General features: G+C 66.5%; 17 protein-coding genes and 1 pseudogene. 11 read left to right on the top strand and 7 right to left on the bottom strand.

What is annotated here, in order from left to right; translation table 11 throughout:
- The first annotated feature begins 84 nt into the window (after window positions 1–84).
- Window positions 85–684, top strand: coding sequence for a TetR/AcrR family transcriptional regulator (locus ASD42_RS31340; protein WP_056823668.1), 600 nt, complete (start codon window positions 85–87; stop codon window positions 682–684).
- A gap of 141 nt (window positions 685–825) precedes the next feature.
- A pseudogene (locus tag ASD42_RS35550) lies at window positions 826–1,428 on the top strand (DUF5685 family protein); the annotation flags it as partial.
- A gap of 549 nt (window positions 1,429–1,977) precedes the next feature.
- Here ASD42_RS35550 and ASD42_RS31325 read toward each other — a convergent pair.
- On the bottom strand, window positions 1,978–3,837 hold the full coding sequence (locus tag ASD42_RS31325; protein ID WP_056823658.1) for a VanW family protein: 1,860 nt from the start codon (window positions 3,835–3,837) through the stop codon (window positions 1,978–1,980).
- A 302-nt stretch (window positions 3,838–4,139) separates the two neighbouring features.
- Between ASD42_RS31325 and gnd the strand changes: the two genes are divergently transcribed.
- The 3 genes from gnd (at window position 4,140) to ASD42_RS31310 (ending at window position 7,339) form a co-directional block, all read left to right on the top strand.
- Window positions 4,140–5,171, top strand: a complete 1,032-nt coding sequence (gene gnd, locus ASD42_RS31320; protein ID WP_056823654.1) for a phosphogluconate dehydrogenase (NAD(+)-dependent, decarboxylating) — start codon at window positions 4,140–4,142, stop codon at window positions 5,169–5,171.
- Window positions 5,172–5,556: 385 nt separating this feature from the next.
- Window positions 5,557–6,255 (top strand): hypothetical protein, encoded by a 699-nt coding sequence (locus tag ASD42_RS31315; RefSeq protein ID WP_056823651.1) that lies wholly within the window; start codon window positions 5,557–5,559, stop codon window positions 6,253–6,255.
- 106 nt (window positions 6,256–6,361) lie between these two features.
- A complete protein-coding gene (locus tag ASD42_RS31310) occupies window positions 6,362–7,339 on the top strand; it encodes an alpha/beta hydrolase (RefSeq protein ID WP_056823649.1) in 978 nt (325 codons plus the stop codon).
- 418 nt (window positions 7,340–7,757) lie between these two features.
- Here the strand turns inward: ASD42_RS31310 and ASD42_RS31300 are convergent, their stop codons facing one another.
- A complete protein-coding gene (locus ASD42_RS31300; RefSeq protein WP_056823644.1) occupies window positions 7,758–9,104 on the bottom strand; it encodes an acetyl-CoA C-acetyltransferase in 1,347 nt (448 codons plus the stop codon).
- Window positions 9,105–9,309: 205 nt separating this feature from the next.
- Between ASD42_RS31300 and ASD42_RS31295 the strand changes: the two genes are divergently transcribed.
- The 3 genes from ASD42_RS31295 (at window position 9,310) to ASD42_RS31285 (ending at window position 12,545) form a co-directional block, all read left to right on the top strand.
- Entirely contained in the window at window positions 9,310–10,665 is a 1,356-nt protein-coding gene (locus ASD42_RS31295; RefSeq protein WP_056823641.1) for a 3-oxoacyl-ACP reductase, read from the top strand.
- Complete coding sequence (locus tag ASD42_RS31290; RefSeq protein ID WP_056823638.1) at window positions 10,665–11,534, top strand: MaoC family dehydratase; 870 nt, start codon at window positions 10,665–10,667, stop codon at window positions 11,532–11,534. The genes ASD42_RS31295 and ASD42_RS31290 overlap by 1 nt, the downstream gene beginning before the upstream one ends.
- A 483-nt stretch (window positions 11,535–12,017) precedes the next feature.
- A complete protein-coding gene (locus ASD42_RS31285; RefSeq protein WP_056823635.1) occupies window positions 12,018–12,545 on the top strand; it encodes a hypothetical protein in 528 nt (175 codons plus the stop codon).
- Between the two features lie 99 nt (window positions 12,546–12,644).
- Here the strand turns inward: ASD42_RS31285 and ASD42_RS31280 are convergent, their stop codons facing one another.
- Window positions 12,645–13,226 (bottom strand): cysteine hydrolase family protein, encoded by a 582-nt coding sequence (locus tag ASD42_RS31280; RefSeq protein ID WP_056823633.1) that lies wholly within the window; start codon window positions 13,224–13,226, stop codon window positions 12,645–12,647.
- A gap of 74 nt (window positions 13,227–13,300) precedes the next feature.
- On the opposite strand from ASD42_RS31280, the gene ASD42_RS31275 reads away from it, so the two are divergent.
- Window positions 13,301–14,275, top strand: a complete 975-nt coding sequence (locus ASD42_RS31275) for a GlxA family transcriptional regulator (RefSeq protein WP_235569902.1) — start codon at window positions 13,301–13,303, stop codon at window positions 14,273–14,275.
- Window positions 14,276–14,554: 279 nt separating this feature from the next.
- Here ASD42_RS31275 and ASD42_RS31265 read toward each other — a convergent pair whose 3' ends face one another.
- Entirely contained in the window at window positions 14,555–15,004 is a 450-nt protein-coding gene (locus tag ASD42_RS31265) for a hypothetical protein (protein WP_056823623.1), read from the bottom strand.
- 155 nt (window positions 15,005–15,159) lie between these two features.
- Here ASD42_RS31265 and ASD42_RS31260 point away from each other — a divergent pair, with 155 nt between their 5' ends.
- Complete coding sequence (locus ASD42_RS31260; RefSeq protein WP_056823620.1) at window positions 15,160–15,423, top strand: hypothetical protein; 264 nt, start codon at window positions 15,160–15,162, stop codon at window positions 15,421–15,423.
- A gap of 54 nt (window positions 15,424–15,477) precedes the next feature.
- Here the strand turns inward: ASD42_RS31260 and ASD42_RS31255 are convergent, their stop codons facing one another.
- The gene (locus tag ASD42_RS31255) at window positions 15,478–16,191 is read right to left on the bottom strand and encodes an MmyB family transcriptional regulator (protein ID WP_056823617.1); all 714 of its coding nucleotides are present in this window, start codon (window positions 16,189–16,191) and stop codon (window positions 15,478–15,480) included.
- Window positions 16,192–16,547: 356 nt separating this feature from the next.
- A complete protein-coding gene (locus tag ASD42_RS31250) occupies window positions 16,548–18,383 on the bottom strand; it encodes an acyl-CoA dehydrogenase (protein ID WP_056823613.1) in 1,836 nt (611 codons plus the stop codon).
- Window positions 18,384–18,594: 211 nt separating this feature from the next.
- On the opposite strand from ASD42_RS31250, the gene ASD42_RS31245 reads away from it, so the two are divergent.
- Window positions 18,595–19,191, top strand: a complete 597-nt coding sequence (locus ASD42_RS31245; protein WP_056823609.1) for an alpha/beta hydrolase family protein — start codon at window positions 18,595–18,597, stop codon at window positions 19,189–19,191.
- Here the strand turns inward: ASD42_RS31245 and ASD42_RS31240 are convergent, their stop codons facing one another.
- Window positions 19,192–19,863 carry a class I SAM-dependent methyltransferase gene (locus ASD42_RS31240; protein WP_056823607.1) on the bottom strand — a complete coding sequence of 224 codons (672 nt, stop codon included), beginning with the start codon at window positions 19,861–19,863 and terminating at the stop codon, window positions 19,192–19,194.
- Window positions 19,864–19,940 lie beyond the last annotated feature (77 nt).

The following is a 19,940-nucleotide window of genomic DNA, read 5'->3' as shown; positions in this document are numbered from 1 at the left end:
GTGCCCGGCGACTGTGCGGCAAATGAGCGCGGGTGAACTTACCTTGAAGTAAGATAGGTGGTTCACCCTGCGGTAGGAGAGTGGATGGCAGGCGGGACCAAGCGACTTCCCCGGGCGGTTCGCGAGCAGCAGATGCTCGATGCCGCCGTCGAGGTGTTCGCGCGCAAAGGCTTCCACGACACGTCGATGGATGCCATCGCCGCCGAGGCGAAGATCTCCAAACCGATGCTCTACCTGTACTACGGCTCCAAGGACGAGCTGTTTCGCGCCTGCATCCAGCGCGAGGGTCTGCGTTTCATCGAAGCCGTCGCGCCCGCGGGCAACCCGCAACTGACCCCCCACGAACAGGTCCGCACCGCGCTGGAGGGCTTCCTCGATTTCGTCGACCGCAATCGGCAGTCCTGGCAGGTTCTCTACCGACAGGCTATCGGTCAGCAAACTTTCGCCTCCGAAATCGACAATGCCCGTGAGCGCGTCATCGAGCTCACCGCGAAACTGCTGGAATCCAGTGCCAAGAACGCCGACCCCGGCACCAATTTCGAGGTCGTCGCGGCGGCGGTGATCGGCGCGGGTGAGGCCATCGCCGACCGGGTCGCGAGCGGGCGGATCGAAGTGGCCGAGGCGGTCGACCTGCTCGACGATCTCGCCTGGCGCGGTCTGGCCGGTCGGAAGAAGACCGACTAGCGGTTGCGCCGCGCCCCGTCGGCTGCGATCGTGCACGGTTGACGTTTCACGAAAGACGGGGTGGCAGTGTTCGGTGTGTTGAAGCCGTGTGCGCACGGCGCGGCGAAATATGGCATCGATCCGGGGCAGTGGCAGGCACACATGTGCGGGCTGTGTCTGGGTCTGCGTGACGGGCACGGTCAGTTGGCCCGTGCGGCAACCAATACCGATGCGATCGTGCTCAGTGTGCTCACCGAGGCGCAGTCGGGTGCCGGTGCGCGCACGACCGCGGGACCATGTCCGCTGCGCGGAATGAAGCGCGCCTCGGTGGTCGCCGCGAGCGCGCCTGGCGTGCGTTTGGCCGCCACCGCGTCACTGCTGTTGGGTGCGGCCAAGATTCGCGATCACGTCGACGACGGTGATGCGTCCGCTGTCGCCCGTGGTCCGATGCGCAGGGTGTCGAACATCTGGGCGGTACGAGCCGAGCAGCAGGCAGACCTGATCGGGCTCGATGTGCGGCCGATGCTGAACGCGATCGCCACCCAGTCCTCGCTGGAGTCCCGCGCTGCGGCCTTCAGTGCGCAAGGGTGTGCGGGTCATCCGGGTTCGACCTCGCTCGACGAACTCACCGGGCCGACTCAACTCTGTGCCGCCACCCTCTTCGGGCATACCGCCACGCTGGCCGGTCGCCCGGAAAACGTTGCCGCTCTCCAGGAGATCGGTCGGCACGTCGGTCGTATCGCGCATCTGGCCGACGCCATCGAAGACCTCGAACGCGACCGTGCCCGCGGCCGTTTCAATCCATTGGAGGCCACCGGCACGGATATGCCCCGGGCCTACGATCTGCTGCGCGAGAGCGAATCCCACATCCGTCGGGCCGCGGCCGAGGCCGAACTCGATCAGCTGCCGGCCGTGCGCTGGGCGCTGCTCGATCCGCTGGCGAGCCTGCTGCGAAGCCTCGGCCGTGGGCTCGGCATCGCGGTCGGACATGCCTGTCGTACTTCCGTTACGGCTCAACAGCATTCGCCGTACGAGTTCCCGTCGCCGCCGAGTCGCCGCCCGGGCCGACCTGGTCCGTTCAAGGCCGGTGGGCTGATCCTGGGCGTCTATTGCACCGGCATGGCCTGCTGTGTCGATCACACCAGTCCGTGCACCGGCGAACAGAAGGACGCCTGGGCCAAGAACTGCGACTGCGGCAGTTGCTGCGATTGCGGTGACTGCTGCGGTAACTGCTGCGGCGAGGACTGCTGCTGTGGCGACTGGCTCGCGCGGTGGCGAATCCGCCTACCGCGCGAGCCTCTTACGGTCGAACCCCTACTCGCACTTCACAACCGGGATCGGGTCGTACTTCACGGTCCGCGTATGCCGCGACACCTGGGCGCCGGACTTCGCGTCGGTGATCACCCTGGTGTCGGAGATGGTGAAGCCGGGCGCACCCTCGGAGGCGATGCAGTCCTTGCCCTTGGGCAGGACGACCTCGTTGGGCTCGGTCGGCTTCGACTTCTCACCCGTAATCGATTCCACGTTCACGGTTTTGGTGCCCCACAACCGCACGGTGATATCGGATCCGGTGGCGACCGCCTGAATGTAGACGCCGGTCGTGCCGGTGTTGCGGAATGCCAGGTCGATCGCACCGTCGAACACGGTCGCCTCGCGCGCGGCCGGGTAGCGCGAGATGTAGTAGCTGTGCTCGGTGTGTCCGCCGTCTTCCATCCCGGCGAAGTAGGCCGCGTTGTAGAGCGTGGTGGCGAACTGGCTGATGCCGCCGCCCACTGCGGTACTCGGCCTGCCCTTGTCGATGATGCCCGACTCCACATAGCCTTCCGCGGCGGTGCGCGGACCGGTGAACTCGTTGAGCGAGAACGTATCTCCCGGCTTGATCACCGCCCCGTCGACCTTGGCGGCGACCGTGCGGATGTTCACTCCGGAGGGTCCGCTGAAGCCGCCGGTGGTGAACTGGCCGATCGTCTCGTTCACCCCGAGCGCGTTCGCGGCCTCGGTGGTGAGCTTGGGCTCGACGCGCTGATACACCACCGGGGTGGTGCGCGGACCCGACTGCGTGAGCAGGGCGGGCAGCTTCTCCAGCGTCTTGGGCCAGTCGATCTTCTCGCCGACCACAGCGGGCACGACGGTCGGCTTACCCGCACCGACCGTAAAGGTGGCGTCCTTGGGTTCCACCTCGGACTTCGCCAATTGCGGTGCGAGCAACGCGATTACGGCTTCGTTGTTGATCTGGGGCGCCAGTCCGCCGTTGCCGTCGGGGACGAAACCGAGCACGTCGGCGATCTGGCCGGTGGTCAGCGAGGCTTGAACGTCCTTGCCGGACAAGGTGATCGGTGAGGCGACAGCCGGCGTCGCGATCTCGCGCAACGCCGCCTGTACGGCATCGGTGCGCACGGCGACGGGTGCGGCCACCACTGGCAGATCCAGTTGGCTGCTGGCGGCCCAGCGGTCGGTGATGGTGGTGCGCGCGGACTCGGTGTCGAGCACCCGGCCGGGCACCGGCGCGACCGCGACGGGTCTGCCGTTCTCGAACCGCACCGTGCCTTCGACAGTCGGATTGTCGTGGACGCGGAAATCAGCGAGCTGTGCGTCGAGAGCCGCGGTGTCGACGGTGCTCGACACCGGTACCTCGCGGGTACCGAACAGGGAGATCAGTCGGCTCACCGGGTTCAACGGCTGACCGCCGACGGCGTCCCAGGTGCGGTCGTAGTCCACCGACAGACCGGCTGCGGCAGGCACCATGCTCGCCTGGACGTCACCGATCCGTACGGGGAGCGGTCGTTCGGCCTTGGGTCCGAGCTCGGTGTGCAGCAGCGCGTCGGCTTCGGCCTGGTCCATCCCGCCGATGTCGATACCGGCGACGACGACGCCGCGCGCCACCTCACCCGAGCTCAACGCGAGGTCGGCCAGGTAGGCGGCGGTTCCGACGGCCAGCACGGCGCCGACCGCGATCCCGATTCGCTTGACCAGCTGCTGGTTGCCCGGCGGGGTCGGCGGCTGGTTGCCCGCCGGGCCGGGAGTGGGTGACCAGCGATCGCGGGTCACGGTGTTCAGGGGCTGGGTGAGGGCGGTGGTGTCCGGATCGAAAGTGCGATTTGATTCGAGCAGCTTGCGTAATCCGACCTCGCCCCTTCGGTCGGCCGGTTGTCCGGCGGTCGACTCGCTGGGCACGGAGGTCCTTCCGTTAGGTTGGCCCCGAATGTTTGCGGGGTCCGGCCCGAGGGTAACGCGCTTCGGCGCGCTCGGCAGCTCGGCACCGGGTCGGGGGCAGCAGAAAGGCTCCGTGTAGTTGCCGGGTCGGGGGTCTGGCAACTACACGGAGCCGATCTGTTTATCGTGGCCCGGAGCGGGGCGTTACAGCCCATACGGAAGAATTTCGGCGCGCTGGGCGACGCCGCCACGGCCGAGGTCGCGGCGGCGCGAGACAATCGAGGTGAGACTCGACACCACGGACCGGACAACGAGGAGAACTGATGCAGCTGGGAATGATCGGCCTCGGCCGGATGGGTGCCAACATCGTGCGCCGGATCGTGCGCGACGGGCACACCGCCGTGGGGTACGAGCGCCACCCAGGGCCCCTCGCCGACCTGGAATCCGAGCTCGGTGACAAGTTCAGCGGCACGACCGACCTTGCCGATTTCATCGGCAGGCTCGAGGTTCCCCGCGTGGTGTGGGTGATGATCCCCGCAGGCGCCACCGGTGCGGTGATCGAGAACGTCGCCGAGCTGCTCGAGCCGGGCGACATCATCATCGACGGCGGAAACAGCCGCTACCACGAGGACATCAAACGCGCGAAGGCGCTGGAGCCCAAGGGCATTCACTATCTGGACATCGGCACCTCGGGTGGCGTTTTCGGCCTACAGCGCGGCTACTGCCTGATGATCGGCGGGAACAAGGCCCAGGTCGACTACCTGGAGCCGCTGCTGAAGACCATCGCTCCGGGCTACGAGTCGGCCCCGCGCACCCCTGGCCGCACCGGTGAGCCGTCGCAGGCGGAGAAGGGCTATCTGCTGTGCGGTCCGCACGGTGCGGGCCACTTCGTGAAGATGGTGCACAACGGCATCGAGTACGGCGCGATGGGCGCCTACGCCGAGGGTCTCAACATTCTCGAGCACGCCAACGCGGGCTCGGAGTACCTGCACGGTGAGCACTCCGCCGAGGAGACGCCGATGGAGCATCCCGAGTACTACATGTACGACCTGGACATTCCGGCCATCACCGAGGTGTGGCGTCGCGGTTCGGTCGTCGCCTCCTGGCTCCTCGACCTCACCGCATCGGCGCTGGTCGCCGACCCCGACCTGGACTCTTACAGTGGTCGAGTCTCCGACTCCGGCGAAGGCCGCTGGACCGTCGACGCCGCCATCGACACCGCGGTCCCCGTCCCGATTCTCTCCGCAGCCCTCTATCAGCGCTTCTCCTCCCGCGGCCAGGCCCTCTACGCCGACAAGATGCTCTCGGCCATGCGAAAGGCGTTCGGCGGCCACAACGAGCTGCCGCAGAAGTAGCCAGACGCGCATATCCCGAAAGGCGTTCGGTGGCCACAACGAGCTGCCGCAGAAGTAGCCAGACGCGCCTATTCCGAAAGGCGTTCGGCGGCCACAACGAGCTGCCGCAGAAGTAGGCGATAAGCCCCCTAGACACCCGCAACCGGCCCTTCGTCGTCAGACAGAGGGCCGGTTGTCGCGTTTTCGGACGGATTCCGGCCGAGCGAAAATTCTCGGATCCTACCCGCGCCGCAGAGTAAAACGACTATGTTCCACAAAATAAGAACACGTTCCTATTTTCCAGGACAATCGTCCAGTCCGACCTATACCTTGTGGTCAGAGGGGGGAAGCCCACCTGATGAGGAATTCGCCCCGGCCGTGTTCGCCGGGGCTATGGAGGAAAAACATGTTCCGGACTTCGCGTATCGCCGCGGGCGTCGCCACCACCGCTCTGGTCGTCGCCGGTGTCGGTGTCGGCTTTGGATCCGGCGTCGCCGCCGCCGCCGCCTGCGCGGTGAGCAGTCACGACACCAAGCAGGACTGGAGCACCGTCGGTGTCACCCACGTCTACGACAAGATCGCCAGCGCCGAGCAGATCGGCGTCGGCACCTCGGTCACCTACAAGGTGATCGTGGGGACCACCGGGATCGGCAACCCGTACGTCAACACCATCACCGACTTCCCGCCGGTCGGCTTCGGCGCGCCGACCAAGGCCACCATCACCGCCTATCACGCGGTCGGCGGCCAGGTCACCGAGGACGTCACCGCCGAGCCCAACGCGGGCGGTTGGAAGGTGACGAGCACCGGCTGGTTCGTCAACTCCGGCAACCCGGTCACCTTGACCATCACCTACCCGGTGCCCAGCGGCATCAAGGTGGGCCAGATGGTCACCAGCGGTGGCGTCGGCGTCGCAGGCACCGTGGGCGTGAGCAATGAAATGCCCGGCCTCACCGCCTGTTTCACCGCGCGCGGTGCCAACGCGGGCGAGACGGTGATCGGCAGCCTCGGCGACAACGGGCTGGGTTCCGATGATGGCCAGCTGAGCTCCACCGGCTCGCTGAGCGACATCATCTCCGACGTGCTGGGCGATCTGATCGGTAGCTGATCGCGTAGCACCTGGTCGCCGGGACGGATTCGCGCTGCCGTCCCGGCGAACCATTTCTGTGTGGCGCGATTCGATTCGAACTCTGTGAGGACTCTTGTTCACCTGCATGCGGACGGTGCTGACCGCGCTCGCTGTCACCGCGCTGTCGGTCGCGTCGATCGGGACGGCCGACGCGGACGGATCGAGGCTGGATCGGATCGAACGGCCAGGCCAGCGGCAGCAGATGCTGCACGTGTACTCCGCGTCGATGGACCGGGTGATCCCGCTACAGGTCATCACCCCACACGACACCAGCGCGCCACGGCCGACGCTGTATCTGCTCAACGGCGCGGGTGGCGGGGAGGACATCGCGAACTGGTACAACCAGACCGACATCGTGCAGTTCTTCGCCGACAAGAACGTCAACGTGGTCACGCCGGCGGCAGGTGCGTTCTCGTACTACACCGACTGGCAGCGCGACGATCCGAAGCTCGGCCGCAACAAGTGGCAGACCTTCCTCACCGAGGAACTCCCGCCGATCATCGACGCCACCATGAACACCACCGGTGTGAATGCCATCGCGGGCCTGTCGATGTCGGCCACGGCGGTGCTCAACCTGGCCATCGCCGCCCCCGACCGCTACCGCGCGGTCGGCGCCTACAGCGGCTGCGCCTCGGTGGATGACCCGGTGAGTCGTGCCTACATCGATTTCGTCCTGGCCCGTGGCGGAGCCGACCCAGCCAACATGTGGGGCCCGCCCGGCGATCCCGCCTGGCGCGCGAACGACGCCTACCTCAACGCGGAACGCCTGCGCGGCAAGGCGATCTACCTCTCCAGCGCGAACGGTCTGCCCGGCGTCGCCGAAACCCTCCCGCCCGGTGCCACGCCCGGAAAAGTCATCGGCATGACCGACCAGATCCTCCTCGGCGGCGCCATCGAGGCCGCCGCCAACCTGTGCACCCAGCGACTCGCCGCCCGCCTCGCGGAACTGAACATTCCCGCCCACGCCGAATTCCGCCCCGCGGGCACCCACACCTGGAAGTACTGGGAACAAGACCTGCACAAATCCTGGCCACTTCTCGCCGCCGCTATCGACGCGAACTGACAGTGGTTCGCGCAACGTGAATGGCTTGTAGCACTAGGCAATTCGAGGGTCAAGCCCAAGGAAGTTATGGATAACGCCCGCTTCGAGGCACCCGATGTGGTTATTAGCTTCGCTCAGTTTGTCCTTTGAAAGGCTTGTCATGCATCGTCGAATGATCCGAGTTCTTGTTGCCACCGCGGCCGTCGCCGGAATCGCCGCAGGCGCGCCCGCCGCGCTCGCCGCCCCCGCGCAGCCGGCGGTGGTAGCCGAATCGGGTTCCGCCGGAACCGGTTCCGCCGCGATCGATATTCCACTCGGCTTCATCAAGCTCCTCATCTGCGGGCCATGGGGGTCCACGCAGCCGCACCCGAACCCGATGTGCCCGGGTGGTCTCCGAAGAATCGGAGACCACCCGCCGTCGCTGTGTGATCGGCGCGGACTAGCGCTCGATGATCGCCACCACGCCCTGGCCGCCCGCGGCGCAGATGGAAACCAGCGCGCGGCCGGAACCCTTCTCCGCCAGCAGCTTCGCGGTCGAGGCGACGATACGGCCGCCGGTCGCGGCGAACGGGTGGCCCGCGGCGAGCGAGGAGCCGTTCACGTTGAGCTTGCTGCGGTCGATGGAGCCGAGCGCGCCGTCGAGGCCGAGGCGCTCCTTGCAGTAGGCGTCGGACTCCCACGCGGCCAGGGTGGCCAGCACCACGGAGGCGAAGGCCTCGTGGATCTCGTAGTAGTCGAAGTCCTGCAGGGTCAGGCCGTTGCGGGCCAGCAGGCGCGCCACCGCGTAGGTGGGCGCCATCAGCAGGCCGTCGGGGCCGTGGATGTAATCCACCGCGGCGACCTCGGAGTCCACCAGGTGCGCGAGCACCGGCAGCTTGTGCTCGGCGGCCCACTCGTCGGTGGACAGCAGCACCGCCGACGCGCCGTCGGTGAGCGGGGTGGAGTTACCCGCGGTCATGGTGGCGTCGCCCGCCTTGACGCCGAATACCGGCTTCAGGGTGGACAGCTTCTCCACGGTCGAGCCGGGACGCAGGTTGTCGTCACGGGTCAGGCCGAGGAACGGGGTGACCAGGTCGTCGAAGAAGCCACGGTCGTAGGCGGCCGCCATGTTCTTGTGCGAGAGGTAGGCCAGCTCGTCCTGAGCCTCGCGGGCCACGCCGAATTCCTTGGCGGTGATGGCGGCGTGTTCACCCATCGACAGCCCGGTGCGCGGCTCGGCGTTCTTGGGGATCTCGATGCCGAGCATCGAGGGGCGCAGCTGGCCGACCAGCTTGAGCTTGTCCTTGTTGGTCCTGGCGCGGTTGGCGGTGAGCATCCACTCGCGCATGTCCTCGCTCACGCCGATCGGCGCGTCGGAGGTGGTGTCGGCGCCGCCACCGATGCCGGACTCGATACGGCCGAGGGCGATCGCGTCGCCGACGGTCACGATCGACTGCAGGCCGGTGCCACAGGCGAGCTGCAGGTCGTGGGCCGGGGTGTAGGGCGAGAGCTTCGAGCCGAGCACGCTTTCGCGAATCAGGCTGTGCTCGCCGACCTTCTTGAGCACGGCGCCGCCGACGACCATGCCGAGGCGCTCGCCCTGCAGCCCGAACCGGCTGACCAGCCCGTCGAGGGCCGCGGTGAACATGTCCTGGTTGGACGCCTTGGCGTAGGCCTTGTCCGAGCGAGCGAAGGGGATTCGGTTGCCGCCAACGATGGCGACCGGGCGCTGGGTCTTCGCGGCCTTGGCAGTGCTGGTCTCAGCAGTGCTGTCCTTGGCCGTCGCCGAGCGGGCTTTGCTTGTCACTCGAGTTCTCCATGGTCTCGTCGGTTCCGGGTAACGCCGGCCGGTGGAATAGGCCCCCGTGCGGTCGCGGCGTCGTATCGGTTTACATTAAACTTACTCCGGAGTAAGTTCGTTGTCGACACCGTACCCGCAAGTGTGCGCTCACACGGGGGACACTGGGCGGAGCACGGTCACACACTCGTCGAGCACAGAGAAGGTAGGAACAGTGGCAGCCAAGAGCAAGGGTGCACCGAACCTCTACGGATCTTTCATCCACTCCGCCCCCGGCGCGTTCCTCGCGAGCAAACTGGGCCTCCCACAGCCGGCTGAGCTGCGCCGATACAAGGCGGGCGAGCCCGCCCTGCCCGGCCCGGTGCTGCTCGGTGGCAAGGGCCGCCTGGCCGAGCCGGTCCGCGCGCTGCTGTCGGACTACACCGTCGCGGACTCGCTCGACTCGGGCACCAAGTACGGCGCGCTGGTCTTCGACGCCACCGGCATCGACTCGATCGACAAGCTCGCGCAGCTGTTCGAATTCTTCCAGCCCGCCATGCGCAACCTCGCTCCTTCGGGGCGTGTCGTGGTTCTCGGCACCACCCCCGAACTGGCCGGCTCGGTCGATGAGCAGATCGCCCAGCGCGCGCTCGAGGGCTTCTCGCGTTCGGTCGCCAAGGAGCTGCTGCGCGGCGCCACCGGCCAGCTCGTCTACGTGCACCCCGAAGCGGGCGCCGCCGCGACCGGCCTCGAGTCGACCCTGCGCTTCCTGCTCTCGGGCAAGTCGGCCTTCGTCGACGGTCAGGTCATCCGCGTCGGTTCCGCCGATTCTGTCGCCCCGGCTTCGTGGGACAAGCCGCTCGCCGGCAAGGTCGCTGTCGTGACCGGTGCCGCACGCGGTATCGGCGCCACCATCGCCGAGGTGTTCGCCCGTGACGGCGCCACCGTGATCGTCGCCGACATCCCCGCCGCGGGCGAGGCCCTGTCCGACACCGCGAACAAGATCGGCGCCACCGCGCTGGCCCTCGACGTCACCGCGCCCGACGCCGCCGAGCGGCTGGCCGACTTCGCCACCGAGCGTTTCGGCGGCATCGACATCGTGGTGCACAACGCAGGCATCACCCGCGACAAGCTGCTCGCCAACATGGACGAGGGTCGCTGGAGCTCGGTGATCAACGTCAATCTCGCTGCACCGCACCGCATCACCTCCGGCCTCGTCGCCAAGGGCGTGCTCAAGGAAGGCGGCCGCGTGATCGACGTGTCCTCCATCGCGGGCATCGCGGGCAACCGTGGTCAGACCAACTACGGCGCGTCCAAGGCGGGCGTCATCGGCATGGTCGACGCCGAGTCCCCGCTGCTGGCCGAGAAGGGCATCACCATCAACGCGGTGGCGCCCGGCTTCATCGAGACCGCGATGACCGCCGCCATTCCCGTCGGCACCAGGGAGGCCGGTCGCCTGATGAGCTCGCTGCTGCAGGGCGGCCAGACCGTCGACGTCGCCGAGACCATCGCCTACTTCGCGAGCCCCGCGTCGAACGCGGTGAGCGGCAACGTGGTTCGCGTCTGCGGTCAGAGCCTGATCGGCGCCTGATGACCCAGACGATCACCCTCACCGAGGTTCCCAAGAACGGCGGCCTGTACGCGAAGGCGGCGCTGGGCGCCATCCCGCTGCCCGCCGCACTGTCGGGTCGCAAGCCCACCCTGCCCGACCGTCGCGTCGTCGTCGACGGCGTGCGGATCGACTCCGACCACCTGGCCGCCTACTGCCACGCCACCGGCCTGCGTTTCAGCGACACCCTGCCGCTGACCTACCCCTTCATCCTCGCGTTCCCGTTGATGATGGAACTGATGGTGGCGCGGGACTTCCCGTTCACGGCGGTCGGCGCGGTGCACTTCGAGAACGTCATCGAGCGCACCCGGGAGATCTCCGCCGCCGAGCCCCTCGACTTCTCCGCTCACGTCGAGAACCTTCGCGAACACCCGAAGGGTCTTCTGGTAGACGCGATCACGGAGATCCGGGTAGGCCGCGAGCTCGTCTGGCGTCAGGTATCGACCCTCCTGCACCAGCAGCGCACCTCCCTCTCCGGCGGTCCCAAGTCGGAGCCTCCGGCCGACGAGGTGCCGCCGCCTCCGCTGCGCGTGCAGCGCGTCGATCAGAAATTGATCAACCGCTACGCCGCGGCCTCGGGCGACCGCAATCCGATCCATGTCTCCGGAATCGGCGCCAAGGCAATGGGTTTCCCGCAAACCATCGCCCACGGCATGTGGTCCGCCGCCGCGATCCTCAGCACCATCGAGGGCCGTGTTCCCGAAAAGACCACCTACGCGGTCAAATTCGGTAAGCCGATCTTTCTTCCGTCCTCGGTGAACATCTACGCCGACCAGGTCGGATCCGGCTGGGATCTCTCCATCCTGCACCCCAAAAAGGGCTACCCCCACCTCACCGCCACCGTGCGCTGAGTCTCCAGCCACAAGGGCCGCACACTCCAGGGGGGTGTGCGGCCCTTGCGGTATTCGGGCGCGGTGGATAGGTCCCCACTGCGGAATATGTTCGGGGCCTTGCGCTTCGGGCGATCGTCATCGCGATAGGCCTCGTTACCGGGAATTGCTGTGACTTTACTCATCGGCCTGAATTGATTCGCTGGGCAGTAGCCATGTGGCAGCGAAATGCCAATTTTGGTCTACCGTCCGGTGTTTTCTTCTGCGTGCTAAGAAATTGCTCGAGGCGCGGTGGGCTGCGTTCGTGGTGTTGCCCGATTGCCAATATCGAGTGCTCGCCTACCGGGCAACTATTCGGCATCTGAACACGGCGATGGCCGAATTTCGAGCAGTCCGGATCCTTCGCAACGCGTGTAGAACTTCTCTTGCCCAGCGATCGTTCGGTCGCGTCGGCGGCTTCACCTGATCCAGATCCGTGGCGAGAAGTGTTGTGGAGGAAGCGTTATGAACAAGATCAGTCTTTCGAATCGGGGGATTCTTCGGACGGTGGCCGTGGTGGGAGCGGCACTGTCGCTTGTCGCCGGCGCCGGGGTGGCCGGCGCGGACACCGGCAGCGGCGAGACCGGCAGCGGGGTGATCGACACGGGCAGTGGGATTCTCGGGGACCTGCTCGATACCGGCAGTGGAATACTCGGCGGTAGCTCGAGCGGCGGCTCCTCCGAGACCGTGCAGCAGTGTAACCGCTCGACCAAGTCGGGTGGGGCTGGCGTCACCAACACCACGCACCAGCTCGGCGTCACCGGACCAACCTCGTTCGTCCTGGCCTACGAAACCCTCGACGTTCCCGACCGTATTCAGGTCTTCTACGAAGGCGGGCAGGTGCTCGACACCGGCTACGTCGGCGACGCTGCCAACGAGGGCACCGGATCTCGGGTCGTTTCGTTGCCCGCAGGGTCGTCTTCCACGGTGAGCATCCGGGTCACCGGCCCGAATGGCACCCAGTGGGAGTACACGGTCAACTGCCCGTCGTAGCGTTCCGGTCCGCTCGAAGCTGAGATCGGACGCGTGGGGCCGCATGCTCGAAAAGGTATGCGGCCCTGCGCAACAGTGATTCACCAGTCGGTCTGCGGATCAGGCGTTGAGGTCGTTCGGGGTGGGGACGACGATGCCGTAGAGGTCGGTGATGGTGGCCAGGGCGCTGGTGTGGAGTTGAGCTGCGGCGATGTCGCCCAGCGGGCGGGTGGCGCAGGCGTTGGCGACCACGGTGGGGGTGTTGCCTCGGAGGAAGGCGCCTTCGGTGGTGAAGGTGACGCACATGTGGGTCATGAAGCCGGCGATGATGAGGTTGGTGTTGCCTGCGGCGTCGACCAATTCGGCGAGGTCGGTGTTCACGAAGGCGTTGGGGGCGGATTTGACGACGGTGGGTTCGTCGGGGGTTGGGGATAGTTGGGGATGGATTCGGCCGATGCCGGTGGTGATGTCGTAGGGGGTGTCTTTGCCGCCGTCGTTGATGACGTGGATTACGGGGGTGCCCGCTGCTCTGGCGGCGGTGAGGAGTTCGGCGGCCGCGTCGAGAGCGGGTTTCCAGCCGTCCAGTTCCATGACGCCCTGGGTGTAGGTGTTCTGGTAGTCGATCAGGACGAGGGTGGAGTTGGTCAGGGAGGCGGGGGTTTCGTCGAAGCCGTTGAGTTCGCGCAGGGTCGTGGAGGTCATGGGATCCACGGTATGGGCGCCGTGTTATGTCGGCAATGTCATGTAACCTGCAGATTCGGACATGGAGGTGGTGGGTGACTGAGCGGCTCGTGGTGATCGTGTTGTTCGATCGGGTGGATCTGCTGGATGTCACGGGCCCGCCGGAGGTGTTCTCGCTGTTGCAGCGGGAGATGGACGAGCCGACGGGGTATCGGGTGGTGTTGGCCGCCGAGTCGATGGAGGCGGTGACCACCTCGGCGGGGGTGCGGATTCTGCCGGATGTGACGTTCGCCGAGTTGGGGCGGGTGGACACGGTGGTGGTGCCGGGGGCGGTGGAGACGGACAGTCACCGGCGGGTCAGCGCGGTGGTCGATCCGGGGGTGGTCGCGGCGGTGGCGCGGTTGGCCGAGGGGGCTCGGCGGGTGGCTTCGGTGTGTGTCGGTGCGCATATTCTGGCGGCCGCGGGGCTGCTCGACGGAAAGCGGGCGACCACGCACTGGTCGACCGCGCAGCAGTTGGCGGTCGCGCACCCGAAGGTCATCGTCGATGCGGATCCGATCTACATTCGCGACGAAAATGTCTGGACCGGAGCGGGACTCACTGCCTGTCTGGATCTCACACTGGCATTGGTGGCCGACGATTTCGGGGACGAACTGGCGTTGCGGGTCGCTCGCCAGTTGGTCATGTATCTGAAAAGGCCGAGTGGGCAGAGTCAATTCAGTGTGTCGCTCGAGCCGGTGTCGACCACGCGCCGGATCGAGGATCTGCGGCACTACATCGCGGGAAATATCGCGAAGCCGCTCACCGTGACCGACCTCGCCGAGCAGGTCCATGTCAGCGAACGCCAGCTCACGCGCATCTTTCGTACCGAGCTCGGGATGACGCCCGCGGCCTACATCGAGTCGGCGCGGGTGGAGGTGGCGCGGCATCGGCTCGAGACGAGCGACGAAACGCTCCAACGAATCGCTGCCGCTTGCGGTTTCAACACCATCGATACGCTCGCCCGCGCATTCCGTCGCCAGCTCGATACGACCCCCAACGAGTACCGCCGACGCTTTCGTATCGGGTGACTCACTATGATCTCGGTCGGAGTTGATTTGGTGATGATCTGAGCAACAAGGGGTTTCATATGGGAACGAATATCGCCGAGGAATGGCCGACGGGGTCGGCCACGACGACGCTGTGGGGGCTGACGTCGCTCATGCAGCTGTTGGCCAGCGGCTCGGGGTCCTGAAAAGTCACCGATAGTTCTTGCCGGCCTCTCTCCGCCTCGCGTGTTGCGAAACGAATCTCGAACTCGACCTTCTTCAGTGGGCGCGAGACAGCACGGTCTTTGGGCAAGTCGCGCCCTACGGCCGTTCGACAACAGGGCCGTCGCTATCGATCCAGGTCAGGTCCCCATCGCCCGATCGAGGTAGACCTGCCGCGTAGGCCTCGGCAGTTCCGGTCCAGCTCTGGACGCAACGCAGGAGGCGGGTGTACTCGCCCAGCTCCGCGGCGCTCCAGATCAACTCCGCCACTTCGGCGATGAAGTCGGCTCGCTCGTTCGCGCTGAGTGCATCTACCCAGGCGAAGGTGTCGGCGACAGCCTCGGCGACGTTGCCTTGCCGTCGAACCGCAGCACGCATCAGTCGGCTGGCCAACGCGATACCCGCGTCTTGACGATCCAGGTGGCCGGCCCGCATCAGGATCAGGTCTTCGGCGTCGCGGCGGGTGATCCGGACGATGCCGTCACCGGCCTTCTCCACCACGTCTTTCGGGTGGCGGAGTAGCTCGGTGAAGGTGGCGGTAGTGCTCATGAAACCAGGCTACACCTATATCTGATGTTTATCAGATGTCTTTGGCGAGCTTGTCTTGCCCCCCCTTTCATCGGTCTGCCGTCGAGGGTTCTTCCGCTGTTAAACATCTTGTGCGGCGGAAATCCGTGGCAAATCTGAACAATGAGGGGTTCACAATGAGCAAGATTCGTGTCTTCGGTGTGGCTATGGCTGCGGCGGCGAGCATCGCCGTGCTCGGTGCGGGTACGGCGTCGGCGGAGGAGCCTGCCCCCAGCACCGGGTCGTCGGAGCAGCTGGCCGCGATCCTGGCCTCGCTGACCTCGGGGTCGGGCGAGGAAGCCGAGGACGTCGTCGAGGAAGAGGCCGAGACCGGTTCGGCTGATGGTCTTGCCGCGCTGCTGGCGCAGCTCACGTCCGGGTCGGGCGAGGCTGCCGAGTAACTCCTGAAGAATCGCGGGCCCCTGTCGTCGCGGCGACGGGGGCTTCGCTGTGTGTCATCGAACGGGGATCAGGCGGTACAGCCACCATGGGCGGCTGGGGAACGCGGGGTCGTAGACGCGCAGCATCATGCGTCGCTCCAGACCGGTGCTGCGTTCGCGCAGGCGCAGGTGGCGCCGCGCGATGTCCTGTGGACGAACTTCGCTGGTCCACACCGGATCCCAGTCGGGAGAGTCGCTGCACGCCGCGGTGATGGCGGTGATGCGCTGAGAGGGGGCGAGCGGGGCGAGCATGCGGAAGGCGTGGACCAGGAGCTGGGCTTCGGTGGTCCAGTCGAGGTAGACCTTCTTCGCCACGGGGTTGAGGAACATCCACTCGAGCATGTTCACGCCGGCGCCGAGTCCGGGGAACAGGCGCTGGTAGTCGGAGTTCGCCGCGAGCATGTCCATGGTGGGGAAGCGGGCGAAGCAGGCGGGATGGGTGAGGCTGGCCAGGTCGGCGAGGTCTTCGGCCGAGGGGGTCGTTGGTGCGGTGCCGGATTCGATGGCGGGCAGGCCGCGGACCAGGATGTGTTTGCGATACCACTGGGGCACGTCGAGGCTGTCGAAAAGTCGTTGCAGCATCGGGGGATTCGGGACGAGAGCCCCGGATTCGATCTGGCTGATGAGAAGTGGCGCGAGCTGTGTGCGGGTGGCGAGTTCGCCCCGTGCTAGCCCCGCGGCCAGTCGTCGCTCGCGCAGATACACACTGAGCGCAGTGCTTTCGGCCATCTCAACCCCCGAGCCTCACCCCGACCGACGGTAGATCCCAGGGTACGCCGGGTGGGTAGCCGGACGGCGGGGAACCGCGACCGCCGAGGCCGTCAGCGGGCTGGTTTCAGGTGCTCACCACGTCGAAGGAGGACTGAGCGGGCATGTTCGCTCGGCGTTCACCTCGGCAAGGTTGTAGGTAACCATTCCGTGATAGGAATGGCCGACCCACTTCGAAGGAGATTTTCAATGGATGGCCTGATGTACTTCCTCACGACGCTCGCTGCACTCTCCAGCGGCTCCGCATAGAGGCAGAGACAGAAAACGGGCCGGAGCTGAATGCTCCGGCCCGTTTTGCGTGGATCAGGTGAGAAACCTCAGAAGGCGGCTTCGTCCAGGTCCATGATGTCGTTGTCCAGGTTGGCGAGGATCGCGCGGGTGGCGGTCAGCTCGGGCAGGACGTTGCGGGCGAAGAACTGCGCCGAGGCGACCTTGCCGGTGTAGAAGGCGACGTCGGAGCCGGTGGCGCCGTTGTCGAGCGCGGCGAGGGCGATCTCGGCCTGGTTCAGCAGCATCCAGCCGATGAACAGGTCGCCGACGGCCATCAGGAAACGCACCGAACCCAGGCCGACCTTGTACAGCTCGGTCGGCTGCTCCTGGGCGCCCATCAGGTGGCCGGTCAGGGTGGCGGCCATGGTCTGCACGTCCTCGAGCGCGGTGGCGAGCAGCTTGCGCTCGCCCTTGAGACGCTCGTTGGCCGAGTCGGACTCCAGGAACTTCTGGATCTGGCCCGCCACGTGGGCCAGGGCCACACCGCGGTCACGCGCGATCTTGCGGAAGAAGAAGTCCTGCGCCTGGATGGCGGTGGTGCCCTCGTAGAGGGAGTCGATCTTGGCGTCGCGGATGTACTGCTCGATCGGGTAGTCCTGCAGGAAGCCCGAGCCTCCGAAGGTCTGCAGCGAATCGGTCAGGTACTGGTAGGCGCGCTCGGAGCCGACACCCTTGACGATCGGGAGCAGCAGGTCGTTCACGCGGAACGCGACGTCCTTGTCGGCACCCGAGACGATCTCGGCGATTTCCGGGTTCTGGTGCGCGGCGGTGTAGAGGTAGATCGCGCGCAGGCCCTCGGCGTACGCCTTCTGGGTGGCCAGCGAACGACGCACGTCCGGGTGGTGGGTGATGGTCACGCGGGGCGCGGCCTTGTCGGTCATCTGGGTCAGGTCGGCACCCTGGACGCGGGTCTTGGCGTACTCCAGCGCGTTCAGGTAACCGGTCGACAGGGTCGCGATGGCCTTGGTGCCCACCATCATGCGAGCGTTCTCGATGACGTCGAACATCTGCGCGATGCCGTTGTGCACCTCGCCGACGAGCCAGCCCTTGGCCGGAACGCCGTGGCCGCCGAAGGTGACCTCACAGGTGGCCGAGGCCTTGATGCCCATCTTGTGCTCGACGTTGGTGACGAAGACGCCGTTGCGGTCGCCGTAGGTCTCGGTGTCGAAGTCGAAGTGGGTCTTGGGTACGTAGAACAGCGACAGGCCCTTGGTGCCCGGTCCGGCGCCCTCGGGACGAGCCAGCACCAGGTGCATGATGTTCTCGAACATGTCGTCGGAGTCACCCGAGGTGATGAAGCGCTTGACGCCCTCGATGTGCCAGGTGCCGTCTTCCTGCTTGATCGCCTTGGCGCGGCCCGCACCGACGTCGGAACCGGCATCGGGCTCGGTCAGCACCATGGTGGCGCCCCAGTTACGGTCGGCGATCTTGGCCGCCCACTTCTTCTGCTCGTCGGTGCCGTTGTTGAAGAACACCTGCGCGAAGCCCGCGCCCGCGGCGTACATCTGGATGGGCGGGTTGGCGCCGAGCACCATCTCCGACAGGGCCCACGCGACGGCGGACGGGGCGCCGAGGCCACCGAGCTCCTCGTTCAGCGGGACCTTGGCCCACTCGCCGTCTTCGAGCGCCTTGTAGGACTTCTTGAAGGACTCGGGGATGGCGACGGTGTGGGTGTTCGGGTCGAACACGGGCGGGTTGCGGTCCGCGTCGGCGAAGGATTCGGCCAGCGGGCCTTCGGCCAGCCGGCGGACCTCGGAGAGCATTTCCTTGACGGTGTCGGTGTCCAGGTCGCCGAAGGCGCCTGCGTCGAGCACCTTGTCGATGCCGAGGACCTCGAAGAGGTTGAACTCGAGGTCGCGAACGTTTGCCTTGTAGTGGCCCATGTGAGTACTCACTCTCCATTGAGTTCTGGTGCGGTCGGTGGTGTGCCGTTCCCGCCCGTCGCCGGTTTTCCGCATGCTACTCGCGGGTAACTTATCCACCATATTACCGGTGGGTAATGGTCTCGGCAAAGGGGTAGGCGGCAATGTGACGTGAAAAACACGCGCGGCTGCGGAGGCGTTGCTCGCCGCGACCTCGGGGCTACCGTGAGATGTGCGCATCGAGACGACTGTGGGACCGGCCGAGATCGAGCTCGACGAGGTGCGTGACCCGGCGTTCCTGCTGGTGATCACGCATGGGGCCGGTGGCGGCGTCGATGCCGAAGATATTCTGGCCGTGCGTGATTCGGCCGTCGAAGCGGGCGGGACGGTAGCTCGTGTGGTGCAGCCCTATCGGGTTGCCGGTGGGCGAGCGCCGGGGAACGCGGACAAGCAGGACCGGGCCTGGCTCGAGATCGTGGCGGCGTTGCGGGCGAGATTTCCCGGAGTGCCGGTTGTTCAGGGGGGTCGCAGCAATGGTGCGCGAGTCGCGTGTCGTACAGCGGTGGAGGTCGGGGCTAGGGGCGTCATCGCGCTGTCGTTCCCGTTGCATCCGCCGGGCAAGCCGGAGAAGAGCAGGCGCGATGAGCTGCTGGCGACCGGAGATATCGAGGTCGTGGTGATCAACGGGGGTAGTGACCCGTTCGGGGTGCCCGACGCCGCAGACGCCGCCGAAGTGCGGGTGATTCCCAAGCAAGCGCACTCGTTCCGCACCGGATTCGACGTCATCGCGGCGACCGTGACCCCCTGGTTCGCCCGGTGGGCGCGGTGATCAGTCGGTGGGTTCCGGGAGCGGGCGTTCGGCGATGAGCAGGGAATCGATGGCGTCGGGGCCCTCGGTGGGGCGGAAGACCTCATTCGCGAGGGAGATGGTGATGTCGTCGCGGGCCAGGTCGGCTCTCAAGTCTTCGGGGGAGAACAGGATCTGCGCTTCCTGCGGGCCGCCGTAGCCGTCGGTGATGTTGCGAGTGGCATGACCGAGGACCAGGAGCATGCCGCCGGGGGCGAGCATGTCGGACAGTTGGTGCAGCAGGGTGCGGCGCTCGTCGGCGGGGAGGTGGACGAAGACCATCAGGATCAGTTCGAAGGGGCCGGTGATGTCGGCGGCTTCGAGGTCGGTGATGTCGGCTGTTTGCCAGTGCACGCGAGAACGGACCGAGCGCGACAGGCGAGCGGCGACGGTTCTGCCCTTGTCGATCCCCACCTGGGAGAAGTCGACGGCGGTCACCTGCCAGCCGTGGGTAGCCAGCCAGAGTGCGTGGCGGCCCTCGCCGCAGGCCAGGTCGAGAGCCCGCGGGAGCGACGGCGCCACCCCTGATTCGTCGGGGAACAGGGGGATTCTGCGGTCGAGGCCGTACACATGTTCGACGACGGTGCTGTTCGGCGGTGCGCCCCAAACCAATTCACTGCGCGCATACCGCGCATCCCAATCCGCCGCGCTCATTCCGCCTCCCCGCGAATTCAAGCCAGACTCAGGGGCGTAACTGGTAGCGACGCGGCTGGCGGTAGGTCGAAGCCATG

It is taken from the genome of Nocardia sp. Root136 (assembly GCF_001427185.1).
Classification (GTDB): domain Bacteria; phylum Actinomycetota; class Actinomycetes; order Mycobacteriales; family Mycobacteriaceae; genus Nocardia; species Nocardia salmonicida.
The sequence above is the reverse complement of the archived record's forward strand: the minus strand, read 5'-3'. Positions and strand labels throughout refer to the sequence as shown.